Genomic DNA, 22,984 nt, shown 5'->3' with positions numbered 1-22,984 from the left:
CTATGAAAAATTTAGCAATTAGAGCATTTTCGGGACTTATTTATGCACTTGTAATATTTTTCGGAACAACAATACATCCAAAAGGTTTAATCGTTTTAATGATGGTTTTTGGACTTTTTTGTTTGTACGAATTCTTTAAAATCACCAATCTTACCAATAAACTTTATCAATTAGGTTCACTTTTAGCTGCTTTAGTTGTATTTGGATATTATGGGAAAGAGTTTTTACAAGCCTTTGAAACTACAAATCACTACTATTTTTATTTACGAAGTTTATATTTCATTATACCTGTTTTATTTATTTTTAGTATTTATGTTATTTTCAAATCAACAAATGAGTTATTGAATGATTTTGGTAAAGCTACTTTAGGTTTAACCTACGTCATCGCTCCTTTCGCTATTGCACTTACTCTACCAAGTTTTGATTATAGTTTAGGTGAAAAAGTAATGCACTACGAAGTATTTTTTGTTTTCTTATTACTTTGGTGCAGCGATACATTTGCTTATTTAACAGGAAACTTAATCGGAAAACACAAATTAGCACCAAAAATTTCTGGAGCTAAAACGTGGGAAGGCTTTTTTGGTGGAATTATTTTCACTTTATTAACTGGATTTTTTATTCAGAAATATTTTGGAGAAAACTTACATGGTAATTGGATGATTATAGGTTTAATCGTTGCTGCATTAGGACCTTTAGGTGACTTAACAGAATCTAAATTGAAACGTTTTTTCAATGTAAAAGACAGCAGCAATTTAATTCCGGGTCATGGTGGTTTTTTAGATCGATTAGATAGTTTTATATTTGTCACACCATTTGTTTATTTATATTATTTATTAGTATATACTTTATGAAACTTCACAGAGAAGGAACTGCAATTTTGATAGGTTGCTTAATTTTATTTGCAATCGCTACAGGAGTATTACATTACTTTTTTCCTGTTTATGGTCTTTTATTCGCTTTACCATTATGGATTCTTTATGGATTTGTCGTTTGGTTTTTTAGAAATCCAATTCGTGAATCAGATTCATCTGAAAATTGTGTTATTGCGCCGGTAGATGGAAAAGTAGTTGTATTAGAAGAAGTATATGAAAGTGAATTTTTGAATCAAAAATGTATTCAATTATCTATTTTCATGACGCCACTTAATGTACACGTAACACGTTATCCTGTGAATGGTAAGGTTATTTATTCTAAATATCATCCAGGGAAATTTTTGGTAGCATTTCATCCTAAATCATCAGAGTTAAACGAAAGAACAACTGTTGTTGTAGAAAATACAGATCATACAAAAGTTCTTTTTAGACAAATTGCTGGTGCTGTTGCGAGAAGAATTGTTTGCTACAGTAAAGAGAATGATACAGCTGTTGCTGGTAAAGAATATGGTTTTATCAAATTCGGATCTCGTGTAGATATCTTTTTACCACTTGATACTGAAATCAATGTAAAGGTTGGAGATAAAACAAAAGGTGGAATTCAGAAAATTGCACAATTGAAATAAATCAGTTAGTTGAACTCAATGTTTTTAACTAATTTTGTCAAAACAATTATAACAATATATTCATACAATAAATTTTGTACGTCATGAAAAAATTAATTCTTTTAGTAGCTGTTGCTGCATTTGCTACATCTTGTAACTCTAAAGCAGGTGTAAACCATGGTGTACTTCCTGTAGTTCACGAACCAGCTACTGCTGAAGAAATGCACCACAAGTCTGAAGCTGCTCACGAAGGTCATGCAAAACATGAAGAAGCTGTTGAAGAAAAACATGAGGAAGTAAAAGATTCTACAAAAACTGTAGAAACTCCGAAAGTTGAGAAAAAAGATACTGTAAAAGCTGGTCATTAAGATTCAGCTTTTTTTGTTTTTATAGATTTATAATCAGTTTATCATCACCTATTAAATAATTTTTATTTTTAGGGCGAATATAAAATGAACGTGAAGAAGAGTTGTTTTCAGAAATGATTGATAATATCTCTTGATAAGTAAAAAAACTTGCATCAATTGCAATTTCATTATTTGATAAAGATTTGAAATCTGATTTCTTATCAATCCAAAATAAATTTTCTGCTTTTACTTCTATTTTAGAAGTATTATTAGGTGAATGTAAAGAAAATTTAAATAATTGAATTAAATATTTAATCAAAATTCCCGAACGTAAAAGTTGATAATGCAACCAATTTTTTTGATAATATTTTGCTAAGAAAATCATCATGGCTTCAAAAAAATGTTTATAATATTTTTTATCTTTTTTCGTACTTTCTCCCTTGTAATGTAAAACCGTTATATCTCCTTTATAATAATTTTTATAACCAGCCAATTCTGCACTAAAAGACAAATCTATATCTTCTCCATACATAAAATAACGTGGATCAAATCCTCCAATTTCCTGATAGATTTTCTTCGTGGTGAACATAAAAGCACCAACTAAAATTTCGCAAGGAGCAATTTCAAATTCATCAACTTCTAATTTGTAATAATTATTTTTCTTTGAATGATTAAATCGACTATACAACTTAGAAAATGAATTTTTAGCTGTCGGAATATTACGTTTTGATTCTGGATGAAAATTTCCGTTTGTATCTATCATTCGTACTCCCACAAAACCTATTTTTTCTTTTGACTGATGAAATTCAATCAAAGATTCGAATAAATTCTCTGGAATAATTGTATCTGGATTAAGAATCAGAATATATTCTCCCAAAGCATTCTCAACCCCAATATTATTCGCTTTTGCAAAACCAAGATTTTCATTCTGAAGTAAAAAATTTACAGTAGGAAAAGTTTTTTTTAGGAATATAAAATCAATTTCCGATGAGTCATTATCAATTACAATTATTTCTCCATCTACATTTTTTAAAGCTTCCTGACACGAATCAAGACAAAGCTCTAAATGTTTTGGCGCATTATAACTAACAATAATTATCGATAATTTCATTTTAAAATTTATTTTCTGAATATGGGATTCGATGTTGTATAGAACGAACCAACGTCGCTTCGTCTGCATATTCTAACTCATCTCCTACACCAAGACCTCGTGCAATGGTCGAAAAAATAATTTCGGCATTCTTTAATTGTCGATACAAGTAAAAAACAGTTGTATCTCCTTCCATTGTAGAACTTAAAGCAAAGATTATTTCCTTTACATTTTCATTTTGAACACGATCTACCAAAGTTTGAATATTCAATTGACCAGGTCCAATGCCTTCCATTGGAGAAATCTTTCCTCCTAAAACGTGATATTGTCCTTTAAATTGTCCTGTGTTTTCAATTGCCATCACATCGCGTACATCTTCTACCACACAAATTATAGTTTCTTCTCGCAATGGATTATTGCAAATATCACAAATCTCATCATCAGAAATCGTATGACAATGTTGACAATATTTAACATCATCCACCAAATGAGAAAGCGCTTCGGACAAAGCCGTCGTTTGAGATTTAGGACGATTTAGCATATGTAAAACAAGTCGCAAAGCTGTTCTCTTTCCTATTCCTGGCAAATTTGACATTTCTTCTACAGCTCGCTCTAAAACCTTGCTTGGGTAATTCATTCGTTCAAAAAATTATAGACAACAAATTTACAATTTTATCTTCGGAAAATTAATCTATCATCATTCACTCAAAAATATTAAATTTGGGCTTATTTACTAAATAAATTATGAACTCAACAATTTTACTACTTTGTGTTATCGTATACTTTGTAGGACTTTTAGTGATCTCTTACTTCACCAGTAGAAATTCTGACAATCAATCTTTTTTTAACGGAAACAAAAAAAGTAAATGGTGGTTGGTGGCTTTCGGAATGATTGGGACAAGCCTTAGTGGCGTTACTTTTATTTCGGTTCCGGGAACGGTCGGAAAATTAACTGGTTCTGAATATATTTATGGAGGATTCGAATACTATATGATGGTGATCGGATTTTTTCTTGGTTATTTTATTGTCGCGGGTGTATTACTTCCGCTCTATTACCGTATGAATCTGACCTCGATTTACACGTATTTAGGAAAACGTTTCAATGTTGAAGCACATAAAATGGGATCGGTTTTCTTTATTATTTCCCGTGGAATTGGCGCAACAGCACGTTTATATTTAGTTGTAAATGTGTTACAAATATTTTTATTAGACAATTTAGGCGTACCATTTTGGGCTACAACATTTGTCTTATTATTGATGATATTATTGTACACGTTTGAAGGTGGAGTAAAAACAATTGTCGTAACAGATACCTTGCAAACATCGTTTATGATCATTAGTTTGATTGCTTGTATTTGGTTTATCCTTTCGCATCTTAATTTATCTGTTGGTGAAGCTTACGATATGATGCAAGCCAAAAATTATACGCATTTCATTAACTTTGATCCAAATTCGAAAACATATTTCTTAAAAACTATTTTAGGCGGAATGTTTATCACAATTGCTATGACTGGTCTTGACCAAGAAATGATGCAAAAAAATATTTCGGTTGATAATCTTCAAAACTCAAAAAAGAATATGTTGACGTTTGCTGGAACATTATTGATTGTTAATTTAGCATTCCTATTTTTGGGTGGATTGCTTTATTTATACGCAATGAGTGAAGGTGGTTTTTATACTGCTGACGGTTTCTTTATGGAACAAGGCGGACAAAATATTATGGGTGATGATATGTTTCCTGCGCTTTCGCTTTTAGGACATCATTTCCCAATGATTATTTCTGTAATTTTTATTATCGGATTAATTTCTGCTTTATTTCCTTCTGCTGACGGAGCTTTAACAGCAGTTACAAGTTCATATTGTGTCGATTTATTAAACATCAACGAAGACAAAGAAAAATCAGAAAAAGAAAAGAAAAAGATTCGTATTCGTGTTCACTTAATTTTCACGGTAGTTTTCTTTATCTTGATTATGGTTTTCAAAGCGATTAACAACAAATCCATTGTTTATCTTGTGATGGAAATTGCAGGTTATACTTATGGACCATTATTGGGATTGTTTGCTTTCGGAATTTTAACGAAACGTAACATTTACAAAAAATATTCAATTATTACAGTTGCGATTTTAGCGCCTATTTTTACCTATATCATCAACGAATTAGTGATTAATTTTACCGATTACAAAATTGGTGTTGAATTAATCATTTTAAATGGTTTATTAACCTTCATCGGTTTATGGTTGGTAAGCTCTAATCGTCAAAAAGAAACAATTATTCATTCATAATCAGAACAATTAACACTCTACAACTATGAAAAAAATCGCCATTATTGGAGCAGGAAATTTAGGAATTTCTATAACAGAGGGTTTAATTAAGAATAAAGCATTCGATCCAAATCAAATTATCGCTACAAGAAATAATTTGAATCAAATTGAACATCTTAAAAAGCTTGGTGTAACGATTACAAATGATAATCATTTTGCTGTAAAAGAAGCTGATTATATTCTGTTGTGTGTAAAACCGTACAAAGTGGAAGAAGTTTTGACGCAATTAAAAGACGATTTTACGACCAATAAAATATTAATTTCAGTTGCAACAGGAATTTCATTGCAAACGTATCAAAATATTTTATCACAAGGTATGTCAATTTTTCGTGCAATGCCTAATACAGCTGCTTCTGTGGAAGAATCGATTACATGTATTTGTGGAAATTCGAAAGATGAAAACATTTTAAATGAAATCAAAACGATTTTCAATCCAATTGGCGAAACAGTTGTTATAAATGAGGAGTTGATGAATGCAGCGACTGTAATTGGCGCTTGCGGAATTGCTTATGTTTTACGATTTATAAGAGCAATGATTCAGGGTGGTATTGAAATTGGATTTGACACACAAACTGCAACAAAAATTGTAACACAAACTGTAAAAGGAGCTGCTGAATTATTAATAGAAAACGGTTTGCACCCAGAACAAGAAATTGATAAAGTGACGACACCAAAAGGTTGTACGATTGCTGGATTAAATGAAATGGAACATCAAGGATTTAGTTCAGCTTTAATAAAAGGAATTAAAACTTCTTTTGATAAAATATAAGTATGGAAAAGAAATTAAAATTAATCTGGGATTTTTATGGTCCCGATGCTATACCAACTGCAAAACATCATGCAATTCACCTGAAACAATACGCAGAAAAAGAAAAGTTACAAAGTACATTTTCTGAATTTGTAGAGGTTGAGCCAGAATATGCAGTTGCTTATTTGGTGGTAGTAGAATCTGAAATGATACAAGTTCGTGACGCTTTGATACCTCACCGTGGCGAATGGCATATGGAAGAAGAATAAATAAAAAAGACGAAGTTAAACTTCGTCTTTTTTATTTTAAATTTTCAAGTAATTTTCTCAATTCTTTATCTGTAACAGAAATCTGCTCGCTTTTATCATAGATTGAAAGTAGATAAACCTTTTCTTCTTCAATAACTACATGCGTAATAATTCTCGCTCCACCACTTTTTCCTTTTCCTTTAGATTTTATTGCAATTCTAATTTTGAAACAATTATTACTCAACAACGTTCCTTGTTCAGGATTTAACTCCAAATTATTTATAAAATCACGAAAATCATCTTTCAAAGAAGGATATTTTTTGATTAATCTTTTCAAAGATTTAACAAAACTTGGAACAGCAACTACATTATAATTCATCCAATAAATCTTTCGCAGAAATACCTTTCAGTTTTTTTTCTTTAATCAATTTATATTCCTCAACAGCTTCTTCCAAATTCAAATAAACTTCTTCTTTTTTTGTCTTAATCATTTTCAACTTCATTGCTTTCACAAAAGCTTTCAGTGCCTTTGCTTCTTCAGAAGTTTCAGTTTCAATAATAAAAATATCTTTTGTTGACATGAATTAAAGTTTGATTTACAACAAATTTAATATTAATACTTTGATTATTAAACTAAACCATAAAAAATTACAACTAAAAAATCTCCTCCCCAATTGTAGTGATTTATGTTCTACGATTTTTTTGCCCTACAAAAAAGGATTATTTTTGTTCAAATTTTTATAAACAAACAATGACACTTCAAGAACTTCAAACACAAGTACAACAAACAAGGAGAGATATTTTGAGAATGGTACATGCCGTAAATAGTGGACACCCAGGTGGATCATTAGGTTGTGCAGAATATTTTGCTGCATTATACGGTAAAATCATGACTTACTCTACTGACTTCTCTATGGACGGAAAAGGAGAAGATTTATTCTTCTTATCAAACGGTCACATTTCACCAGTTTTCTACAGCACATTGGCTCGTTCGGGATTTTTCCCAGTTAGCGAATTAGCTACATTCAGAAAATTAGACTCTCGTTTACAAGGTCACCCAACAACACACGAAGGTTTACCTGGAATTCGTATCGCTTCTGGTTCTTTAGGACAAGGTTTATCTGTTGCTTTAGGTGCTGCGCAAGCAAAAAAATTAAACAACGACGATAAATTAGTTTACACATTACACGGTGATGGTGAATTACAAGAAGGTCAAGTTTGGGAAGCTTTTATGTATGCTGCTGGTAAAAAAGTGGATAATGTAATTGCAACGATTGACTACAATGGTCGTCAAATTGATGGTGATACAGACCACGTTTTACCTTTAGGTGATTTGAAAGCTAAATTAGAAGCTTTTGGATGGATTGTTTTAGAAGAAAAAGATGGAAATAACTTAGAAAAAGTAATTGCTATTTTAGAAGAAGCTAAAACATTAACAGGAAACGGAAAACCAGTTTCAATTTTATTACACACAGAAATGGGTAATGGAGTTGATTACATGATGGGAAGTCACTCTTGGCACGGAAAAGCACCTAACGACGAGCAATTAGCATCTGCATTAGAGCAAAATCCAGAAACTGAATTGACAGATTATTAATAATTTCAATACAACCAAAATACTATGAAAACGTTATTTTATTCTATAATTACGCTTTGTTCTTTGACAGCCTTTGGCCAGGAAAAAACATATTCTTTTGACAAAAAAGTATCGTATAAAATCAATTTACCAGAAGAATATCAGACTTATTTAGATGGTCAAAAAGATTTATTTTTTGTAACCTATATTTCTAAAGACGCTGTTTTAGGAACTTCGGAAGGAGGTCCTTACACTTCAGGAAGCTTTAATAAAGATGCTTTCTTTATCAACAACAGCAAGTTTTTCGAAGTCTATGCCAATTCATTAGAAAATCAATTATCGATAAAAGCACCTTATTATTATGAAGGCATGTCGGATGATAGTTTAAAACCTTATTCGGATAATTTGTTCGAGAAATTTATTTCAGTTAAAAATCTAAATTCATCTACAACTATCAATGGATACAAGTGTAATGAATACGAATTAACATCTAAAACAGATTTCGAAACAAAATCTTCTACATTATGTGTTGATGAAAAAAATGCAATTAATAACGTTGCGATTATGTTTCCTCAAACAAAATTGAAAGGGCTTTTAATTAGATATGACGCAGGAGATTTTAATGGATTAACGATTCAAAATATTGCAAATTCTAACGTAAAAGTAACTTTTGATGAGAAAAAAGAAATCGAAAGTTTTACTAACGAATTGGCAAAAAAGAAACAAGAATACGATAACATGATGTCGTCTGTAGATACGGCTTATGCAGCCGAAGCAGTAGCTTATTCACCAGACAATCGTTACGAGGATCCTATTATTAATTATTACAATTATCAAACATCAGAAAGTGATAACGTAAATAGTCTTTTTGGAACTGTTGCTTCATTAAATTATAGCTTGATTTATAATGATAGTGATTATGATGGAAATCCTGATATAGAGCGTTCTAAAGCTTTGGCAACTGCGCAAGGTTCTACAAATCAATTGGTAAAACAATTCAAAAAGAATAAATTAGCAAACAAAAGCGAAGTAAAAGAATTAAATAACCTTTTCAAAACGTATTTCGATGATGCTAAAAAGTTTAAATTAACAGAAGTTTCAACAGATTATGATGAAGCGGCTGTAGCAGTAGATTCTGCTGTTGCTGCAACAGAAGTTAGTTTAGCCGAATATTATGATCCTTATACATCTGCTTACAAAACGACAGATATTAGCAAAATCGATTTGGCAATCGACAATCCAGACATTCAAGATTTCATGAAAGTTGCACCAGAACATTGCAAAAATTTGAAAGCTAAAATTCCGACTTTTACAGATAAAGATTTAGGAAATTTGGTTTACAATTACGCAGGACAAGTGTGCGATATGTACATTTATCAAAGCGGAAGTGTTGCTCTTTCGGGAACAATTGATGCAATAAGAAAAAGTGTTTTAGAAATCAATAACAAATATGATAAACTGAAAAAAGAAGACAAAGATAAGTTAACTACTTTCTTAAATTCTTTGGATTAATACTTATCAAATCAATTCGATAATGAAAAAATCAATCAGTTTTATATTAACGCTTTTTACAAGTTTAACTTTCGCTCAAATGCAATCGTATAAATTCGAAAACGTTATTCAATATCGTATCAAAAGTGATTTCTATTCAGATTTTTTGGACATTTTATCAACCAAAGATTACAAAGCGCATTTAATGATTACGCGAACACCGCTGGGAAACTTCGCTTCATTAAAAGTAAACGACAATATGTATTCTGTTTACAGCGAAGAAGAAAATCCGAAGGTTTTTAAAATTGATTTCGAAGGCACAAAAGATTTATTAGGAAATTCTTTTTTAGCGACTAATAATCCAAGTTTAACAAATTCAGAAATCGGAAATAGTTATGTTGCGATTAGAACTGGTCAAAAAGAAACAATTCTGAATAAACAATGTGAAGTGTATAACATTTTCAGAAAAGATAATGACAACGACAATGGTACAGAAATTTGCATCGATACAAATTCTAACATCAACACCGTTCCATTTATCAATTCTGAACTAAATTTGAAAGGCTTGATTTATCGAGTTGGACATAATATTGTGTTAGAAAATGTTGAAATCTTAGAAAATTGGATAAAAAAGAGCGCCGAAGAGGAAGAAGAAATTAATGTTTCGCCAAATGATTTTATTTATCAATTTGATGAAAAAACAGAAGTAGAAAAATACAAAAACGAATACAAAAAACAAAAACAATGATAGACTTAACATACACAGAAAAAAAAGATACACGTAGTGGATTCGGAGACGGATTGACAGAGTTAGGAAGAACAAATCCTAACGTTGTTGCATTGTGTGCTGACTTGATTGGTTCATTGAAAATGGATCAATTTATCAAAGAAAACCCAGAGCGTTTTTTCCAAATTGGTATTGCTGAAGCAAACATGATGGGAATTGCTGCAGGTTTGACAATTGGAGGTAAAATTCCTTTCACAGGAACTTTCGCTGAGTTTTCTACAGCTCGTGTATACGATCAAATTCGTCAATCTATCGCTTACTCTAACAAAAATGTAAAAATCGCTGCATCGCACGCTGGTTTAACATTAGGAGAAGATGGTGCAACTCACCAAACATTAGAAGATATTGGTTTGATGAAAATGTTACCAGGAATGGTGGTTATCAATCCTTGTGATTACAATCAAACTAAAGCGGCTACAATTGCAGTAGCTGAATATGAAGGTCCTGTTTACTTACGTTTCGGACGTCCTGCTGTTCCAGTTTTCACACCAGCTGACCAAAAATTTGAAATTGGTAAAGGTATCTTAATGAACGAAGGTTCTGATGTAACAATTGTTGCGACAGGTCATTTAGTTTGGGAATCTTTGGTTGCTGCTGCTGAGTTAGAAAAAGAAGGAATTTCTTGTGAGGTAATCAATATTCATACAATCAAACCATTGGATGAAGAAATTATCTTAAACTCTGTAAAGAAAACAGGAAAAATTGTAACAGCTGAAGAACACAATATTTTAGGTGGTTTAGGAGAATCTGTTGCAAGAGTTTTAGCACAAAAATTACCAACAAAACAAGCTTTTGTTGCGGTTAATGATAAATTTGGTGAATCTGGAACACCTTCAGATTTAATGAAAAAATATGGAATCGATTCTACTGCTGTAATCGAGAAAGTAAAATCTTTACTTTAATTCCATTATAATATTAAAAAGAGGCTGTCTCAAAAGGGCAGTCTCTTTTCTTATTTATTATAAGATTTTATTTTTTGAGGGGTTACATTTTTAAAATCTTGAAAAAAGAGAGAAAAAAGTTAAAAAAGCAGTCTGTTTTAGGCTGCTTTTGCCATTTTCTTTAGATTGTGAGCAATAGCAAGTATGCCAATTTCTACTTCGACTTTGTTTTTTCCTCGAAGCATGAAACGTTTAAAATTTTTGTTGTGTTTGAGTTCTGCAAAAACCGGCTCTACATCGTGGCAGCGTTGTTTTCGGAGTTTGATGCCTTTCTTGGTTTGGAGAAGTTTGAATGTTTTTTCTCTGATTCTTGCCAATTTACGATTGCTTTGTGAAGTGGTTATTTGTCCCGATTTTTGGTCTTTTCTGAAATAATTATATTTAACATAAGCCTTTATTTTCTTTGATTGTAGAAGATTATAATTTTCTTCCGAGCCATAACCTGCATCGGCAACAAGTTCTTTGGGAACTTTGTCATAGCTTTCTTCAAAGCCTTTCAGGTGAGATTCTAAAGTTTTAGTGTCGGTTGGATTGGGGTGAATGGAATAATGCAAAATAAATTGCTTATTAGTAGAAATCTGTAGATTGTAAGCGGGTTTGAGTTGCCCGTTCCTCATGTAATCCTCCTTCATTCTCATAAAAGTAGCATCTGTATCTGTCTTGGAATAGGAATTTCTGCCCGCTAATATTTCTTGCTGTTTTTTGTATTTTTCTAAATTCGTAGCCCAGTTTTTCTTTGCATAATTCAGCTTTTGACGAATCTTTGAAGGTACTTTTCTATTCTTCAAAACCTCATTAATCTTCTCAATAGTTTGAGTTACCTTTTCTGCATCTACTTCCTTAAAATCCAGATTTTCTGGGTTTTGAAGTTCATTTTTTGCCACTTCTTCTGCGTAGTTCCAGAGTTCTTCAAGTTGCTCTGCAATCCTTGCTTTATGCTTTTTGATGGCTCTTCCCCACACGAAAGTATAGCGATTGGCATTAGCTTCTATCTTGGTTCCGTCCACAAAAGTGGTTGCCAAACTCACCAAACCTTCTTTCTCTAAAAGCAAAACAATTTGAGTGAAAATAGATTTAATTTCACCTTTTAATCTCTCACTACGAAACCTGTTTAATGTATTATGATCGGGACGGCTCATCCCAGAAAGCCACATGAAATGAATGTTTTCTTTCAAGGCTTGTTCCATTTTACGGCTCGAGTAAATATTACTTAAGTAGCCATAAACTAAGACTTTCAACAGCATTTTAGGATGGTAACACGAAGTTCCACCCGGTTTATAATTTTTGATTAATGTTTTAATATCCAAGCCATCAATAATGCTGGAAACTATTCTCACAAGATGCTTCTGATCTATCAACTCCGATAAATTGGGAGGAAAAAGCAAATTTTCTTTGGGTTTGTAATCTTTAAAGACTACCTTTGATTTTATTGACACACAGCAAATTAATCAATTTGCACCAATTAGGAAAGCTTTTGCTTTCCTTTTTTTATGAAAAACATAAAAAAAAGCTGCCTCACTTTTGAGACAGCTTCTTTTTTTATAGGTTAAATATAAATAGGTTGGTTGAAAAAAGCAAAACTGCTTTAATCCTATAGATATTTTGCAAAATTAGTTTATATTGCTAATTCAAAAAATACTCATTTAATGGTATTTTATTAATCTTTTACTTGTAAGCATATGAAAAAAGCAAATCAAAAATCTATAACTGAATATGCAAGTATTGTAAAAAAATTATGGAGTGAAAATACAGATAGTAGAACCTTTAACGAAAAAGATGAGAGTTTTCAATCGATTAATGATTATTTACAAACTTTAGGAAGTCTTGCTCTTGGTGAATCTTTCATGTATTTTATCAGTCCTAATTCTGCAACTTTCGAATATGTATCTCCTCAATGCGAGGATATTTTGGGTTATCTACCTAACGAATACACTGCTGAATTATGCGTAGAAATCGTACATCCAGATGATTTGCAACATGTAATTGATATTCAGCAACGAATTTCAAATTTCAGTATGGAAATTGTTCCAGAAGAAAGAATCAATTATAAATTCACCTATGATTTTCGTGTGATAGATAAAAAAGGTGAAATTCATCAAATTCATTTGCAACATTTCTTTTACGAATTAAGTAAGAATTTTTTACCAAATCGAGTTTTTTGCTTAGCGACTGACATCACACAAATAAAGGTTGGAGGGAAACCGACCATGCATATTTACAACATCAAAGATGGATTGAATAATCTTCTTAATTCAAAAACAAATTCATCTTTACAACTTACAAAAAAAGAAACGGAGATTATAGAATTTCTGATCAAAGGTTACACAAGTCAGGATATTGCTGATGCAATTGGCTTAAGTAAACATACTATTGATACACATCGAAGAAATATTTTGAAGAAAAATGATTGTTCTAATACTTCAGAATTATTTAGTCTTTACTTCAAAAAATAGAAAAAAAGCAAGCCGATAAGCCGGGTTCTGTCATCTTAATAAATTAAGACGCTTTGTCATTTATCTAGTATTTTAGTTACCTAAAACATCAATCTGCCTACCCCCCAGCAACGAACGAGTAGCTCTTAACTGCTGGTATACATGGCATTGCTCCGCATAGAGTTTACCTGGTTTCACTACAGCCGAACTGTACATACTTTCTGTTGCACTTGTCCTCGCCTCTCGACGGACGGGCGTTACCCGCTATGCTTACTCTTTGGAGCCCGGACTTTCCTCTTCACATACATGAAGCGACAAAGTGGCTTGCTGAGCGCAAATGTACGGCAAAAGTTACCGAAATAAAAAAGGCTTGAACATTTTTGTTCAAGCCTTTCTATTATAGAAACTTAGAAATTATTCTGATTTTTCTTCTTTCGTTTTTCCTTTTACAGAAATTTTAACGCCATCTTTTGCTTCATTTAAATCAAGGATTAATTCATCTCCTTCACTAATTACAGCATTGATGATTTCTTCTGCCATCGGATCTTCGATGTATTTCTGAATCGCACGTTTCAACGGACGAGCTCCATAATCTTTATCAAATCCTTTGTCTGCGATAAAATTCTTTGCTTCCTCAGTTAATTCAATATGATAATTTAAAGCTGTTAAACGCTCTATTAAACTTGCCAATTCAATATCGATGATTTTCATGATATCTTCTTTTGTTAATGAATTAAAGAAGATAATATCATCAATACGATTCAAAAATTCTGGAGCAAAAGCACGTTTTAAAGCTGTTTCAATTGTTGATTTTGCGCGTTCATCAGCAGAATCTTTCTTAGATGAAGTTCCAAATCCAACACCATCTCCAAACTCTTTCAATTGTCTTGTACCAATGTTAGACGTTAAAATGATAATCGTATTACGGAAATCAACTTTACGACCTAAACTATCAGTTACATGACCATCATCCAAAATTTGTAATAAAATATTGAATACATCTGGATGCGCTTTCTCAATCTCATCTAATAAGATTACTGCATATGGTTTACGGCGAACTGCTTCTGTTAATTGTCCACCTTCTTCGTAACCAACGTAGCCCGGAGGTGCTCCAACTAAGCGAGAAACGGCAAATTTCTCCATGTATTCTGACATATCGATACGAATTAATGCATCGTTAGAATCAAAGATTTCTTTCGCCAAAACTTTCGCTAATTGTGTTTTACCAACACCCGTAGTACCTAAGAAAATGAATGAACCAATTGGTTTATTTGGATCTTTCAATCCTGCACGATTACGCTGAATTGCTTTCACAACTTTCGTTACCGCTTCATCTTGACCAATTACTTTTCCTTTCATTAACTCATTCATCTGAGCTAACTTTTTCAATTCCTTTTCAGCTACACGATGTACAGGAACGCCAGACATCAACGAAACAACTTCCGCTACATTTTCTTCTGTAACCGTTTCACGATTCTCTTTCGATTCTTGTACCCATTTTGCTTGCTCACGTTTCAAATCACTTTCTATTTGTTTCTCTGAATCACGTAAACGAGCTGCTTCTTCGTATTTTTGAGATTTTACAACTTTCGTTTTCTCTTCACGAACTTCTTCTAATTTTGCTTCAAGGTCTAAAATTTCTTGAGGAACTTTTATATTCTTGATATGCACACGAGAACCCGCTTCATCTAAAGCATCAATTGCTTTATCTGGCAAGAAACGATCTGTAATATAACGTGTTGTCAAATTAACACAAGCTTGTAACGCTTCATCTGTATAATTTACATTGTGATGCGCTTCATACTTATCTTTGATGTTATGTAAAATCTGTAATGTTTCTTCTGGAGTTGTTGGCTCAACCATCACATTTTGAAAACGACGAACTAATGCGCCATCTTTTTCAATATATTGACGATATTCGTCCAACGTTGTTGCTCCAATACATTGTAATTCTCCACGCGCCAAAGCAGGTTTGAACATGTTAGAAGCATCTAAAGAACCTGTAGCTCCTCCTGCTCCAACAATTGTATGTAACTCATCAATGAAAAGAATAATGTCATCATTTTTCTCTAATTCATTCATAATAGCTTTCATACGCTCTTCAAATTGTCCACGATATTTAGTTCCAGCAACTAGTGATGCTAAATCTAATGTTACTACACGTTTGTTAAACAAAACGCGCGAAACTTTACGTTGTACAATTCTTAAAGCTAAACCTTCTGCAATTGCAGATTTACCAACACCTGGTTCTCCAATTAACAATGGATTGTTCTTTTTACGACGAGAAAGAATTTGAGAAACACGTTCTATTTCTTTTTCACGTCCAACTACAGGATCCAATTTTCCTTCTTGCGCAATTGCTGTTAAATCTCTTCCAAAATTATCTAAAACTGGCGTTTTACTTTTTGAAGTTGATTTACTTGTTGATGCACGCTCAAAATCGTTATCAGAATCACCTCCATCAAAAGATGGATTTTCTGCACGAGGAGATTGAATTTCCTCATCTTGAAATTGAAATTTGAATTCTTCCTTTACTGTATTGTAATCAATATCCAACTTATTCATCAATTTTGTAATCGGATCGTTTTCATTACGAAGGATACACAATAATAAGTGAATTGTATTTACAGTCGGACTTTTAAACAATTTCGCTTCTAAGAACGTTGTTTTCAACGCTCTTTCAGCTTGTTTTGTCAAACTCAAATTTTTTATATTATTACCAGGAGTTTCTTTTGCTGGGTTTAGGTTTTCTATTTTTTGACGCATTTCATCTAAATCGACATTCAATGCTTCTAAGACAGAAATGGCTTTCCCTTCACCGTCGCGAATAATCCCCAACAGAAGGTGTTCCGTTCCTATTTGGTCGTGGCCTAATCTCAACGCTTCTTCCTTACTGTAAGAAATAACGTCTTTTACTTGTTGTGAGAAATTATCGTTCATTTTACTATTTAAGCTGTCTTTAACAAATATAATTATTCTGATAGACTATAGCATAAATTATGCCTATGTCCGAAATGATTTGATGATTCCTTAAAATAACGAATTATTGTCTATTAATTTCAAAATAGCTGACAATATTTCATATCAATTCTTAAAGAATTCATAATAATTTGAGAGATAGATGTCGTTGCTAAAAAATCGTACAAATCGCCTTTATTCATTTTCAAATCATCGTGAAGTTCTAAAATTTCTTCGGAATTTAACTCATTATTTTGGTTAAAAATTTCATCAATTTCATTTCTTCTTTCAGGACTATACAATGTCGACGAACACCATGTCACAATTTTTTCTTGCGAAACATCTTTTACGCTCAGTTTATTTTCATTCCAAAACAAAAGGTAAGCATTTTTAGTTGTTCTTTCAAAAACAAAAATTGTAAAAGGTGCGATTTCTGACAAATTTTCCGAATTAATAAACTCATTTACAGAATTATATTTCAATAAATCTAACAAGATAATTCCTCTACTTTCTCTGTATTTCTCTTTGAAATGCGTTGGTTTTTCTATTCCTCCATTCAAAATACACGCAACATATTGCTCCGAATAAAAAATCCAAGTCCCATTCGCACGCTCATCTACAGGCGAAAAATAGGTTTTATCAAAACGCTTTTGCTCCACAATCTCTTTAGAAGAAGAACGATTAATTTCCTCATCTCGGTTGTGTGTCAACACAAATTCATCCTCATTTCTGTAAAAACTGATTATACACATCTCATTTTTCAATTTAGTTCAAATGTAAAAATTTATCTTTGCAAAGAATTATGAGTATTCAGAAAACTATAGCGCATTCTTTTGATGAAATGAAATCGATTCTTTTGCAATTTGACGATATGTCTTTTCAAAAGGAATTAGAAATCATTTCTGATGCTTCTGTTGGTCAACATTTTCGACATATTATCGAGTTTTATTCGTGCTTTTTACAAGCGCAAAAAAACAATTGTATTTGTTATGATGATAGAGAGCGAAATCGTGCTTTAGAAAATTCGGTTGTTGAAAGTTTGAATACGCTGAATCATCTAAAATCACAAATAGAACGTTTAGATTTAGAAAAAACAATTCAGCTAAAACAGAATTATTACGGAGAGAATTTCACAATTAATACCACAAATTATCGCGAATTAATGTATTGTTTTGATCATAGCATTCATCATTTTGCGTTGATTAAAATTGCGATCGAAACTCATTTTTCAACGATTAAAATTCCACAAAATTTTGGAATTGCATCTTCTACAATTGCTTTTCAAAATCAAGAAAAATGAATCCGAAAATAACAAAATGGACACGATACGAATTTTGGCCATTCTGGTTATTTTATGCGCCATTGACACCTTGGTACATTTATAAAATCTTTCAAACAGGCGCTCCAGCTTACTTTTGCTCGGCAAATCCTACAATGAAATGGGGCGGATTTATTGATTATTCTAAAATTGATTTACTCAATCAAATTGATAAAAATTATAAGCCAAAAACCATTTTTTTTGATGAATTTACAACACAAGAAATTCCGTTTAATTTTCCCTTTATTGCAAAACCAAATCTTGGTGAACGTGGAATTGGTGTAGAATTAATCAGAAATGAAATTGATTGGAAAAATTATTTAGAGCAAAATAATCGAGATTTAATTTTACAAGAATATATTCAATCAAACTTTGAGTTTGGTGTTTTCTATGTTAGATTACCAAAAGAAAAAAATGGTAAAATACTGTCGATAACAGCAAAAGATTTTTTGACGTTTACGGGTGATGGAAAATCAACTTTGAAAGAATTAATCGAACAAAATTTAAGAGCTTTTTACCGAAAAGAGTATTTGTTTAAACGTTTACAAAACGAACTAAATTCAGTTCTTCAAAAAGATGAAAAATTATTGGTTGAACCAATAGGAAATCATAGTCGAGGAACAACTTTTTTAGATGGATCTTCTCTAAAAACGTCTAAATTAGAAGAAACTATAGATCAAATCGCACAAAAAATTGATGGTTTTTATTATGGTCGTATCGATTTGAAAGCAAAAAGTTTAGAAGATTTTCAGAACGGAAATTTTGTCATACTTGAAATTAATGGTGCAAATTCTGAAGCAACTCATATTTATGATCCGAATTTTAATTTGATAAAAGCTTATAAGGAAGTGATTAAGCATTTGAATTACCAACATAAAATTGCTGTTCAAAATCATCAATTAGGCGTGAAATGGACAGATTGGAAATTGCTTGCGAGAGAATTAATAAAACGCTATTAAACTTAATTTGACCAAAATTGGCAGATTTTCTGGAAAGGAATAAAGATTGAATGATGTTTTCAAAACCAATTTTATGAGTTATCCTTTTCCGAAGAAAACTATTATAATTCCTCTGCTACTGCTTATACCAATGTGGATTATCTTTTTGTTCCAACAAAACGGATACAATTTAAACGGTTGTTACGGCGTTATTCCGAGAACTTTCGTAGGATTGAAAGGAATTCTGCTCTCACCTTTATTTCATTCGGGTTGGAAACACATTATCAGTAATACCTTTCCGTTAGCATTTCTTAGCTTTATCGCACTATTGATGTACGATAGATTAGCTTATTATGTTATTTTTTTTGGTTGGATTTTATCAGGAATTATTCTTTGGATGATTGGAAATCCTCCTTTTTTAGATGATAATGTAAGTTGCCATATCGGAGCAAGTTCTATCGTTTATTTATTGGCTTCGTTCATATTTTTCAGTGGAATTATTAGAAAAGAACGCGGTTTAATGGCGATTTCATTAATCATTATTTTATTATACGGCGGAATGATTTGGGGAATGGTTCCTCAAGAAATTTTACCACAATTAAAAACAGATACAAGTAGTAATTCTATTTCTTGGGAAGGACATTTAAGTGGATTTATTTCGGGTGCATTTTTTGCTTATTTGTTTAGAAATATTGGTCCACAAAAAGAAGTTCCGAAATGGGATCAAGAAAATTATTATGATCCACAAGCCGAGCGTTTATGGGATATTTACCAAGAACAAGAACGTTTGAAAGCAGAATATCTTGAATCTTTGGATGAGAAAGATGATAAAAATATTGAACCAAATTATCAAACAAAAACCCCTGAAAATTAATTTTCAGGGGTTTTTATTTTTTCAAATTCTTCTTAGAAAGGCATTCCAGGAATGTTTGGTAAATTTTCTTGAGCTGTTTTTTTCGCTCTGTCAATTGCTTCTGTTTTTACTTGTTCCAACGCTTTGTTTAACGTCATCACTAACAAATCTTCAATTTCTTCTTTTTCCATTCCTTCAGCAAGTTCAATATCTTTTACTGTTGCCAATTTAGACATTGTAATTTTTACTTTTCCATCGTTAGAAGTCGTTGTAAATATTTCTCCATCTAATTCATTTTTCAAATCAGAAAATTTATCTTTAAATGAATTGATTTTTCCCATCATTCCCATGATGTCTCCAAAATTTCCAAACATTTGTCTTTATCTTTAATAATTAGTTATTCGTGTAGTTTTTTCCACAATAAATCTTTCAATTCTGTGATTCCTTTTCCAGAAACAGACGAAATAAATATCGTATCAATATCAGTTGGTAATTGTGCTTTAATCTCAGCTTCCAATTCATCATCTAACATATCTGACTTAGAAATAGCTAAAATTCGTTCTTTATCTAACAATTCAGGATTGAATTTTTTCAATTCATTCAACAGAATTTCATATTCTTTTTTATAATCTTCTGTATCGGCAGGAATTAAAAATAATAAGTTAGAATTACGCTCAATATGACGCAAGAAACGATGTCCAAGACCTTTTCCTTCTGCCGCACCTTCGATAATTCCAGGAATATCTGCCATAATAAATGACTGATGATTACGGTATTCTACAATTCCCAAGTTAGGTGTTAACGTTGTAAATGCGTAATCTGCAATTTTTGGTTTAGCAGCCGAAACAGCTGATAATAAAGTAGATTTTCCTGCATTTGGAAAACCAACTAAACCAACATCTGCCAAAATTTTCAACTCCAATGTAACTTGACGCTCGTCACCATCCAAACCTGGCTGTGCATAACGAGGCGTTTGACGCGTTGCAGAACGGAAATGCCAGTTTCCTAGCCCCCCTTTTCCTCCTTGCGCAATAATTAATTCTTGCCCATTTTCTGTTACTTCGCCAATAATATTTCCTTCGTCATCTTTGGCAATTGTTCCGATCGGAACTTCCAAAATAATATCTTCACCGTCAGCACCAGTAGAACGAGATTTACCTCCACGTCCACCGTTTTGCGCACGGAAATGTCTTTTGAATCGAAATTCTAACAAGGTCCAAAGATTTGAGTTTCCAAGAAGCGTGATATTTCCTCCACGTCCACCATCTCCACCATCTGGTCCACCTTTGTCAATATATTTTTCGCGATGCAAACTTGCTGAACCCGCACCTCCATGTCCGGCTCTACAATTTATTTTTACGTAGTCAACAAAATTTGATTGCATAATTTTTCTCTTTTAATTAGTCTGCAAAAGTACAATTTCTAATTTGTTTATTAAAATCTTGTATTATCTATTTTGAATGAATAATTTATAATGACTCAGATTTTTATTTATATTTATTCAATTAATTAACACACTATCATGAATACTAAAAAAATTTGTCCGAATATACTGATGACTAACTTCTGAAAAAGCAAAAACAAACCAAAACAATGGTAATTACTTTTGGATGTTTGATGTTTTTGATTTCTATCTTCTTGGTATATTCAGCAATAAAATCAAAAAATTATGCATTAATTGCCGTTGCTTGCAGAACTTCAACTACTTTGATGCCTTTGGTCATAAGGCTTTCTATGATTAACAAAGAAATAAAATCGCGCCAAAAATAGATTCAATAGTATGAATAACGAACATTTACAACGATTACTTCCTTTTGGTTATATTTATTTAGTCTTCATGGGAATTATTAAAGAATCTATTTTTTATTATCAATTGGATATTAATATTCTGAAATTTTCGAGCATTATGGATATCTTAATTAGTCCAATAGCCGAAATCACCGCACATCCTTTCTTACTAATCTTTTTTATTCTTCTTATTTTTCTACTTTATAGTTTTAAACAGTATTCATTGAAACATCCAGAGAAAAAATTCATTAAGAAATATTACAAGATTAAAGAAACTGATAACCTCACGAATGAAGAATTCACTAAGAAAATTAATCAAAATTTAATTGGATTCTTTTTTGTTATGCTGATTTGTTTCTTTTTAGGATTTGGAGTTGGTGGTGGTAATTTTTTATCAAAACGAATAAAAAATGGAGATTTAAAATTCGAAAAATATGGACAGACCTTAACTTTCAATTCTGGTGAGAAAAAAGAAATTTATTTAGTCAATACGAATAGTCTTTATTATTTTTATGTTGTGAAAGGTCAAAAAACTGTTGAAATTTCTCCAATTAGCACAATACAATCAATCACGAAAAATAAGTAATCAAAACATATTTTTATAATGAATAGGATTGATTAATTTTGCAGCATGTACAAACAATTCAAAAACATTTTATTTCAATTACAACCCGAAGAAGCACATCATTTCGTTACACGAAATCTAAAAAATTATGCTGCATTTCCTGGAGTTGGAAAATTATTAGATAAATTTTATCAATACAATCAACCAAGTTTAGAACGAGAAGTTTTTGGAATTAAATTCAAAAATCCAATTGGTTTGGCTGCAGGTTTTGATAAAAATGCTGAATATATTGAAGAATTGAACCACTTCGGATTTGGCTTTATCGAAATTGGAACCGTTACACCAAAACCTCAACCGGGAAATGATGCACCACGTATGTTTCGTTTGATGGAAGATGAGGCGATTATTAACCGAATGGGATTTAATAACAAAGGTGTTGATTTTGTTGTTTCGAAAATTAGAGAATTAAAAAATCGTGAAAACTATATCATTGGCGGAAATATTGGTAAAAACAAATTGACACCAAATGAAGATGCTGTTGACGATTACATCAAATGTTTCAATGCATTGTTTGATTATGTTGATTATTTTGTAGTCAATGTAAGTTCTCCAAACACACCTGGATTACGCGATTTACAAGAAAAAGAACCTTTATTGTACATTCTTAATTATTTGCAACAATACAATAATCAAAACGAAAAACCGAAACCAATTTTACTTAAAATCGCACCAGATTTAACAGATTCTCAATTGGACGATATTATAGATATTGTATTAGAATCTAAAATTGCTGGAGTGATTGCTACAAATACAACCATTTCAAGAGAAGGATTAAAATCTGATCCAGAAATTGTAAAAGAAACTGGTGGAGTTTCGGGAAAACCACTTAAAAATCGTTCAACAGAAGTGATTCGTTATCTTTCTGAAAAATCGAACAAAGCATTTCCTATCATTGGAGTTGGTGGAATTCATACCGCTGAAGATGCTAAAGAAAAACTGGAAGCTGGTGCAAGTTTGTTACAAGTTTATACAGGTTTTATTTATGAAGGCCCTGCTGTTGTAAAAAACATTTGCAAAGGCTTGGTTGAAGGAAAAAAGTAAAGTC

At 31.8% G+C, this 22,984-nt stretch carries 25 protein-coding genes and 1 other RNA gene; 16 read left to right on the top strand and 10 right to left on the bottom strand.

The window, feature by feature from the left end; all coding sequences use genetic code 11:
* Positions 1–2: 2 nt before the first annotated feature.
* From N5D46_RS09755 to N5D46_RS09745, 3 genes are all read left to right on the top strand, one after another.
* Complete coding sequence (locus N5D46_RS09755; protein ID WP_125350512.1) at positions 3–851, top strand: phosphatidate cytidylyltransferase; 849 nt, start codon at positions 3–5, stop codon at positions 849–851.
* Positions 848–1,498 carry a phosphatidylserine decarboxylase family protein gene (locus N5D46_RS09750; protein WP_125350513.1) on the top strand — a complete coding sequence of 217 codons (651 nt, stop codon included), beginning with the start codon at positions 848–850 and terminating at the stop codon, positions 1,496–1,498. The genes N5D46_RS09755 and N5D46_RS09750 overlap by 4 nt, the downstream gene beginning before the upstream one ends.
* 83 nt (positions 1,499–1,581) lie before the next feature.
* On the top strand, positions 1,582–1,845 hold the full coding sequence (locus N5D46_RS09745; RefSeq protein WP_115001599.1) for a hypothetical protein: 264 nt from the start codon (positions 1,582–1,584) through the stop codon (positions 1,843–1,845).
* Positions 1,846–1,864: 19 nt separating this feature from the next.
* Here N5D46_RS09745 and N5D46_RS09740 read toward each other — a convergent pair whose 3' ends face one another.
* Positions 1,865–2,935 (bottom strand): glycosyltransferase family 2 protein, encoded by a 1,071-nt coding sequence (locus N5D46_RS09740; protein WP_181816328.1) that lies wholly within the window; start codon positions 2,933–2,935, stop codon positions 1,865–1,867.
* Position 2,936: 1 nt separating this feature from the next.
* Positions 2,937–3,551: a recombination mediator RecR gene (recR, locus tag N5D46_RS09735; protein WP_115001603.1), complete on the bottom strand. Its 615-nt coding sequence runs from the start codon at positions 3,549–3,551 to the stop codon at positions 2,937–2,939.
* 107 nt (positions 3,552–3,658) lie between these two features.
* On the opposite strand from recR, the gene N5D46_RS09730 reads away from it, so the two are divergent.
* Genes N5D46_RS09730 through N5D46_RS09720 form a run of 3 tightly spaced genes read left to right on the top strand, consistent with a single transcriptional unit; the run spans position 3,659 to position 6,253 of the window.
* Positions 3,659–5,197: a sodium:solute symporter gene (locus N5D46_RS09730; RefSeq protein WP_280049854.1), complete on the top strand. Its 1,539-nt coding sequence runs from the start codon at positions 3,659–3,661 to the stop codon at positions 5,195–5,197.
* Positions 5,198–5,222: 25 nt separating this feature from the next.
* Complete coding sequence (proC, locus tag N5D46_RS09725; RefSeq protein WP_115001606.1) at positions 5,223–6,005, top strand: pyrroline-5-carboxylate reductase; 783 nt, start codon at positions 5,223–5,225, stop codon at positions 6,003–6,005.
* Positions 6,006–6,007: 2 nt separating this feature from the next.
* Positions 6,008–6,253 (top strand): hypothetical protein, encoded by a 246-nt coding sequence (locus N5D46_RS09720; RefSeq protein ID WP_280049853.1) that lies wholly within the window; start codon positions 6,008–6,010, stop codon positions 6,251–6,253.
* Positions 6,254–6,284: 31 nt separating this feature from the next.
* Here the strand turns inward: N5D46_RS09720 and N5D46_RS09715 are convergent, their stop codons facing one another.
* Positions 6,285–6,611 carry a hypothetical protein gene (locus N5D46_RS09715; RefSeq protein WP_280049852.1) on the bottom strand — a complete coding sequence of 109 codons (327 nt, stop codon included), beginning with the start codon at positions 6,609–6,611 and terminating at the stop codon, positions 6,285–6,287.
* Positions 6,601–6,813, bottom strand: coding sequence for a hypothetical protein (locus N5D46_RS09710; protein ID WP_280049851.1), 213 nt, complete (start codon positions 6,811–6,813; stop codon positions 6,601–6,603). Before N5D46_RS09710 ends, N5D46_RS09715 begins: the two co-directional genes overlap by 11 nt.
* A 170-nt stretch (positions 6,814–6,983) precedes the next feature.
* Between N5D46_RS09710 and N5D46_RS09705 the strand changes: the two genes are divergently transcribed.
* From N5D46_RS09705 to N5D46_RS09690, 4 genes are read left to right on the top strand one after another with little or no spacing between them, the layout of a single operon-like run.
* Complete coding sequence (locus tag N5D46_RS09705) at positions 6,984–7,829, top strand: transketolase (protein ID WP_125350518.1); 846 nt, start codon at positions 6,984–6,986, stop codon at positions 7,827–7,829.
* A gap of 24 nt (positions 7,830–7,853) precedes the next feature.
* Positions 7,854–9,320: a hypothetical protein gene (locus tag N5D46_RS09700; RefSeq protein ID WP_280049850.1), complete on the top strand. Its 1,467-nt coding sequence runs from the start codon at positions 7,854–7,856 to the stop codon at positions 9,318–9,320.
* Between the two features lie 22 nt (positions 9,321–9,342).
* Entirely contained in the window at positions 9,343–10,047 is a 705-nt protein-coding gene (locus N5D46_RS09695) for a hypothetical protein (protein WP_280049849.1), read from the top strand.
* On the top strand, positions 10,047–10,988 hold the full coding sequence (locus N5D46_RS09690) for a transketolase family protein (RefSeq protein ID WP_185144213.1): 942 nt from the start codon (positions 10,047–10,049) through the stop codon (positions 10,986–10,988). Before N5D46_RS09695 ends, N5D46_RS09690 begins: the two co-directional genes overlap by 1 nt.
* Before the next feature lie 137 nt (positions 10,989–11,125).
* On the opposite strand, the gene N5D46_RS09685 is transcribed toward N5D46_RS09690, so the two are convergent.
* Positions 11,126–12,457 (bottom strand): IS1182 family transposase, encoded by a 1,332-nt coding sequence (locus N5D46_RS09685; RefSeq protein ID WP_280049861.1) that lies wholly within the window; start codon positions 12,455–12,457, stop codon positions 11,126–11,128.
* 249 nt (positions 12,458–12,706) lie between these two features.
* Here N5D46_RS09685 and N5D46_RS09680 point away from each other — a divergent pair, with 249 nt between their 5' ends.
* Positions 12,707–13,480 carry a LuxR C-terminal-related transcriptional regulator gene (locus N5D46_RS09680; protein ID WP_180905075.1) on the top strand — a complete coding sequence of 258 codons (774 nt, stop codon included), beginning with the start codon at positions 12,707–12,709 and terminating at the stop codon, positions 13,478–13,480.
* Here the strand turns inward: N5D46_RS09680 and rnpB are convergent.
* From rnpB to N5D46_RS09665, 3 genes are all read right to left on the bottom strand, one after another.
* An RNA gene (rnpB, locus tag N5D46_RS09675) (RNase P RNA component class A) lies at positions 13,481–13,790 on the bottom strand.
* 83 nt (positions 13,791–13,873) lie between these two features.
* Positions 13,874–16,399 carry an ATP-dependent Clp protease ATP-binding subunit gene (locus N5D46_RS09670; protein ID WP_280049848.1) on the bottom strand — a complete coding sequence of 842 codons (2,526 nt, stop codon included), beginning with the start codon at positions 16,397–16,399 and terminating at the stop codon, positions 13,874–13,876.
* A 119-nt stretch (positions 16,400–16,518) separates the two neighbouring features.
* Positions 16,519–17,169 (bottom strand): NRDE family protein, encoded by a 651-nt coding sequence (locus N5D46_RS09665; protein WP_152606108.1) that lies wholly within the window; start codon positions 17,167–17,169, stop codon positions 16,519–16,521.
* A gap of 50 nt (positions 17,170–17,219) precedes the next feature.
* Between N5D46_RS09665 and N5D46_RS09660 the strand changes: the two genes are divergently transcribed.
* The 3 genes from N5D46_RS09660 to N5D46_RS09650 all read left to right on the top strand — a co-directional run bounded on the left by N5D46_RS09660 (position 17,220) and on the right by N5D46_RS09650 (position 19,547).
* The gene (locus N5D46_RS09660) at positions 17,220–17,717 is read left to right on the top strand and encodes a hypothetical protein (RefSeq protein ID WP_280049847.1); all 498 of its coding nucleotides are present in this window, start codon (positions 17,220–17,222) and stop codon (positions 17,715–17,717) included.
* Positions 17,714–18,694, top strand: coding sequence for a D-alanine--D-alanine ligase (locus N5D46_RS09655; RefSeq protein WP_280049846.1), 981 nt, complete (start codon positions 17,714–17,716; stop codon positions 18,692–18,694). Before N5D46_RS09660 ends, N5D46_RS09655 begins: the two co-directional genes overlap by 4 nt.
* A 73-nt stretch (positions 18,695–18,767) precedes the next feature.
* Entirely contained in the window at positions 18,768–19,547 is a 780-nt protein-coding gene (locus N5D46_RS09650) for a rhomboid family intramembrane serine protease (protein WP_260392035.1), read from the top strand.
* 32 nt (positions 19,548–19,579) lie between these two features.
* Here N5D46_RS09650 and N5D46_RS09645 read toward each other — a convergent pair whose 3' ends face one another.
* Both N5D46_RS09645 and obgE read right to left on the bottom strand, forming a co-directional pair.
* On the bottom strand, positions 19,580–19,900 hold the full coding sequence (locus N5D46_RS09645; protein ID WP_038333099.1) for a YbaB/EbfC family nucleoid-associated protein: 321 nt from the start codon (positions 19,898–19,900) through the stop codon (positions 19,580–19,582).
* 23 nt (positions 19,901–19,923) lie between these two features.
* Positions 19,924–20,910 (bottom strand): GTPase ObgE, encoded by a 987-nt coding sequence (obgE, locus tag N5D46_RS09640; protein ID WP_115001628.1) that lies wholly within the window; start codon positions 20,908–20,910, stop codon positions 19,924–19,926.
* Between the two features lie 396 nt (positions 20,911–21,306).
* On the opposite strand from obgE, the gene N5D46_RS09635 reads away from it, so the two are divergent.
* Both N5D46_RS09635 and N5D46_RS09630 read left to right on the top strand, forming a co-directional pair.
* Positions 21,307–21,900 carry a hypothetical protein gene (locus N5D46_RS09635; RefSeq protein ID WP_147280019.1) on the top strand — a complete coding sequence of 198 codons (594 nt, stop codon included), beginning with the start codon at positions 21,307–21,309 and terminating at the stop codon, positions 21,898–21,900.
* 45 nt (positions 21,901–21,945) lie between these two features.
* Complete coding sequence (locus N5D46_RS09630; protein WP_115001632.1) at positions 21,946–22,980, top strand: quinone-dependent dihydroorotate dehydrogenase; 1,035 nt, start codon at positions 21,946–21,948, stop codon at positions 22,978–22,980.
* The last annotated feature ends 4 nt before the right edge of the window (positions 22,981–22,984 follow it).

This window comes from Empedobacter sp. GD03865 (assembly GCF_029840775.1).
GTDB classification, from domain to species: Bacteria; Bacteroidota; Bacteroidia; order Flavobacteriales; family Weeksellaceae; genus Empedobacter; species Empedobacter falsenii_B.
Note: the sequence above shows the minus strand (reverse complement) of the source record. Positions and strands in the feature narration are given on the sequence as shown.

Bases quoted from the DNA above. Each gene is read 5' to 3' on its own strand.
- N5D46_RS09660 (WP_280049847.1), top strand. From the start codon at position 17,220: ATGAGTATTCAGAAAACTATAGCGCATTCTTTTGATGAAATGAAATCG.
- N5D46_RS09710 (WP_280049851.1), bottom strand. From the start codon at position 6,813: ATGTCAACAAAAGATATTTTTATTATTGAAACTGAAACTTCTGAAGAA.
- N5D46_RS09645 (WP_038333099.1), bottom strand. From the start codon at position 19,900: ATGTTTGGAAATTTTGGAGACATCATGGGAATGATGGGAAAAATCAAT.
- N5D46_RS09745 (WP_115001599.1), top strand. From the start codon at position 1,582: ATGAAAAAATTAATTCTTTTAGTAGCTGTTGCTGCATTTGCTACATCT.
- N5D46_RS09665 (WP_152606108.1), bottom strand. From the start codon at position 17,169: ATGTGTATAATCAGTTTTTACAGAAATGAGGATGAATTTGTGTTGACA.
- N5D46_RS09715 (WP_280049852.1), bottom strand. From the start codon at position 6,611: ATGAATTATAATGTAGTTGCTGTTCCAAGTTTTGTTAAATCTTTGAAA.
- N5D46_RS09705 (WP_125350518.1), top strand. From the start codon at position 6,984: ATGACACTTCAAGAACTTCAAACACAAGTACAACAAACAAGGAGAGAT.
- N5D46_RS09730 (WP_280049854.1), top strand. From the start codon at position 3,659: ATGAACTCAACAATTTTACTACTTTGTGTTATCGTATACTTTGTAGGA.
- proC (WP_115001606.1), top strand. From the start codon at position 5,223: ATGAAAAAAATCGCCATTATTGGAGCAGGAAATTTAGGAATTTCTATA.
- N5D46_RS09750 (WP_125350513.1), top strand. From the start codon at position 848: ATGAAACTTCACAGAGAAGGAACTGCAATTTTGATAGGTTGCTTAATT.
- N5D46_RS09680 (WP_180905075.1), top strand. From the start codon at position 12,707: ATGAAAAAAGCAAATCAAAAATCTATAACTGAATATGCAAGTATTGTA.
- N5D46_RS09630 (WP_115001632.1), top strand. From the start codon at position 21,946: ATGTACAAACAATTCAAAAACATTTTATTTCAATTACAACCCGAAGAA.
- N5D46_RS09740 (WP_181816328.1), bottom strand. From the start codon at position 2,935: ATGAAATTATCGATAATTATTGTTAGTTATAATGCGCCAAAACATTTA.
- N5D46_RS09670 (WP_280049848.1), bottom strand. From the start codon at position 16,399: ATGAACGATAATTTCTCACAACAAGTAAAAGACGTTATTTCTTACAGT.
- N5D46_RS09700 (WP_280049850.1), top strand. From the start codon at position 7,854: ATGAAAACGTTATTTTATTCTATAATTACGCTTTGTTCTTTGACAGCC.
- N5D46_RS09755 (WP_125350512.1), top strand. From the start codon at position 3: ATGAAAAATTTAGCAATTAGAGCATTTTCGGGACTTATTTATGCACTT.
- N5D46_RS09720 (WP_280049853.1), top strand. From the start codon at position 6,008: ATGGAAAAGAAATTAAAATTAATCTGGGATTTTTATGGTCCCGATGCT.
- obgE (WP_115001628.1), bottom strand. From the start codon at position 20,910: ATGCAATCAAATTTTGTTGACTACGTAAAAATAAATTGTAGAGCCGGA.
- N5D46_RS09695 (WP_280049849.1), top strand. From the start codon at position 9,343: ATGAAAAAATCAATCAGTTTTATATTAACGCTTTTTACAAGTTTAACT.
- N5D46_RS09650 (WP_260392035.1), top strand. From the start codon at position 18,768: ATGAGTTATCCTTTTCCGAAGAAAACTATTATAATTCCTCTGCTACTG.
- recR (WP_115001603.1), bottom strand. From the start codon at position 3,551: ATGAATTACCCAAGCAAGGTTTTAGAGCGAGCTGTAGAAGAAATGTCA.
- N5D46_RS09635 (WP_147280019.1), top strand. From the start codon at position 21,307: ATGAATAACGAACATTTACAACGATTACTTCCTTTTGGTTATATTTAT.
- N5D46_RS09655 (WP_280049846.1), top strand. From the start codon at position 17,714: ATGAATCCGAAAATAACAAAATGGACACGATACGAATTTTGGCCATTC.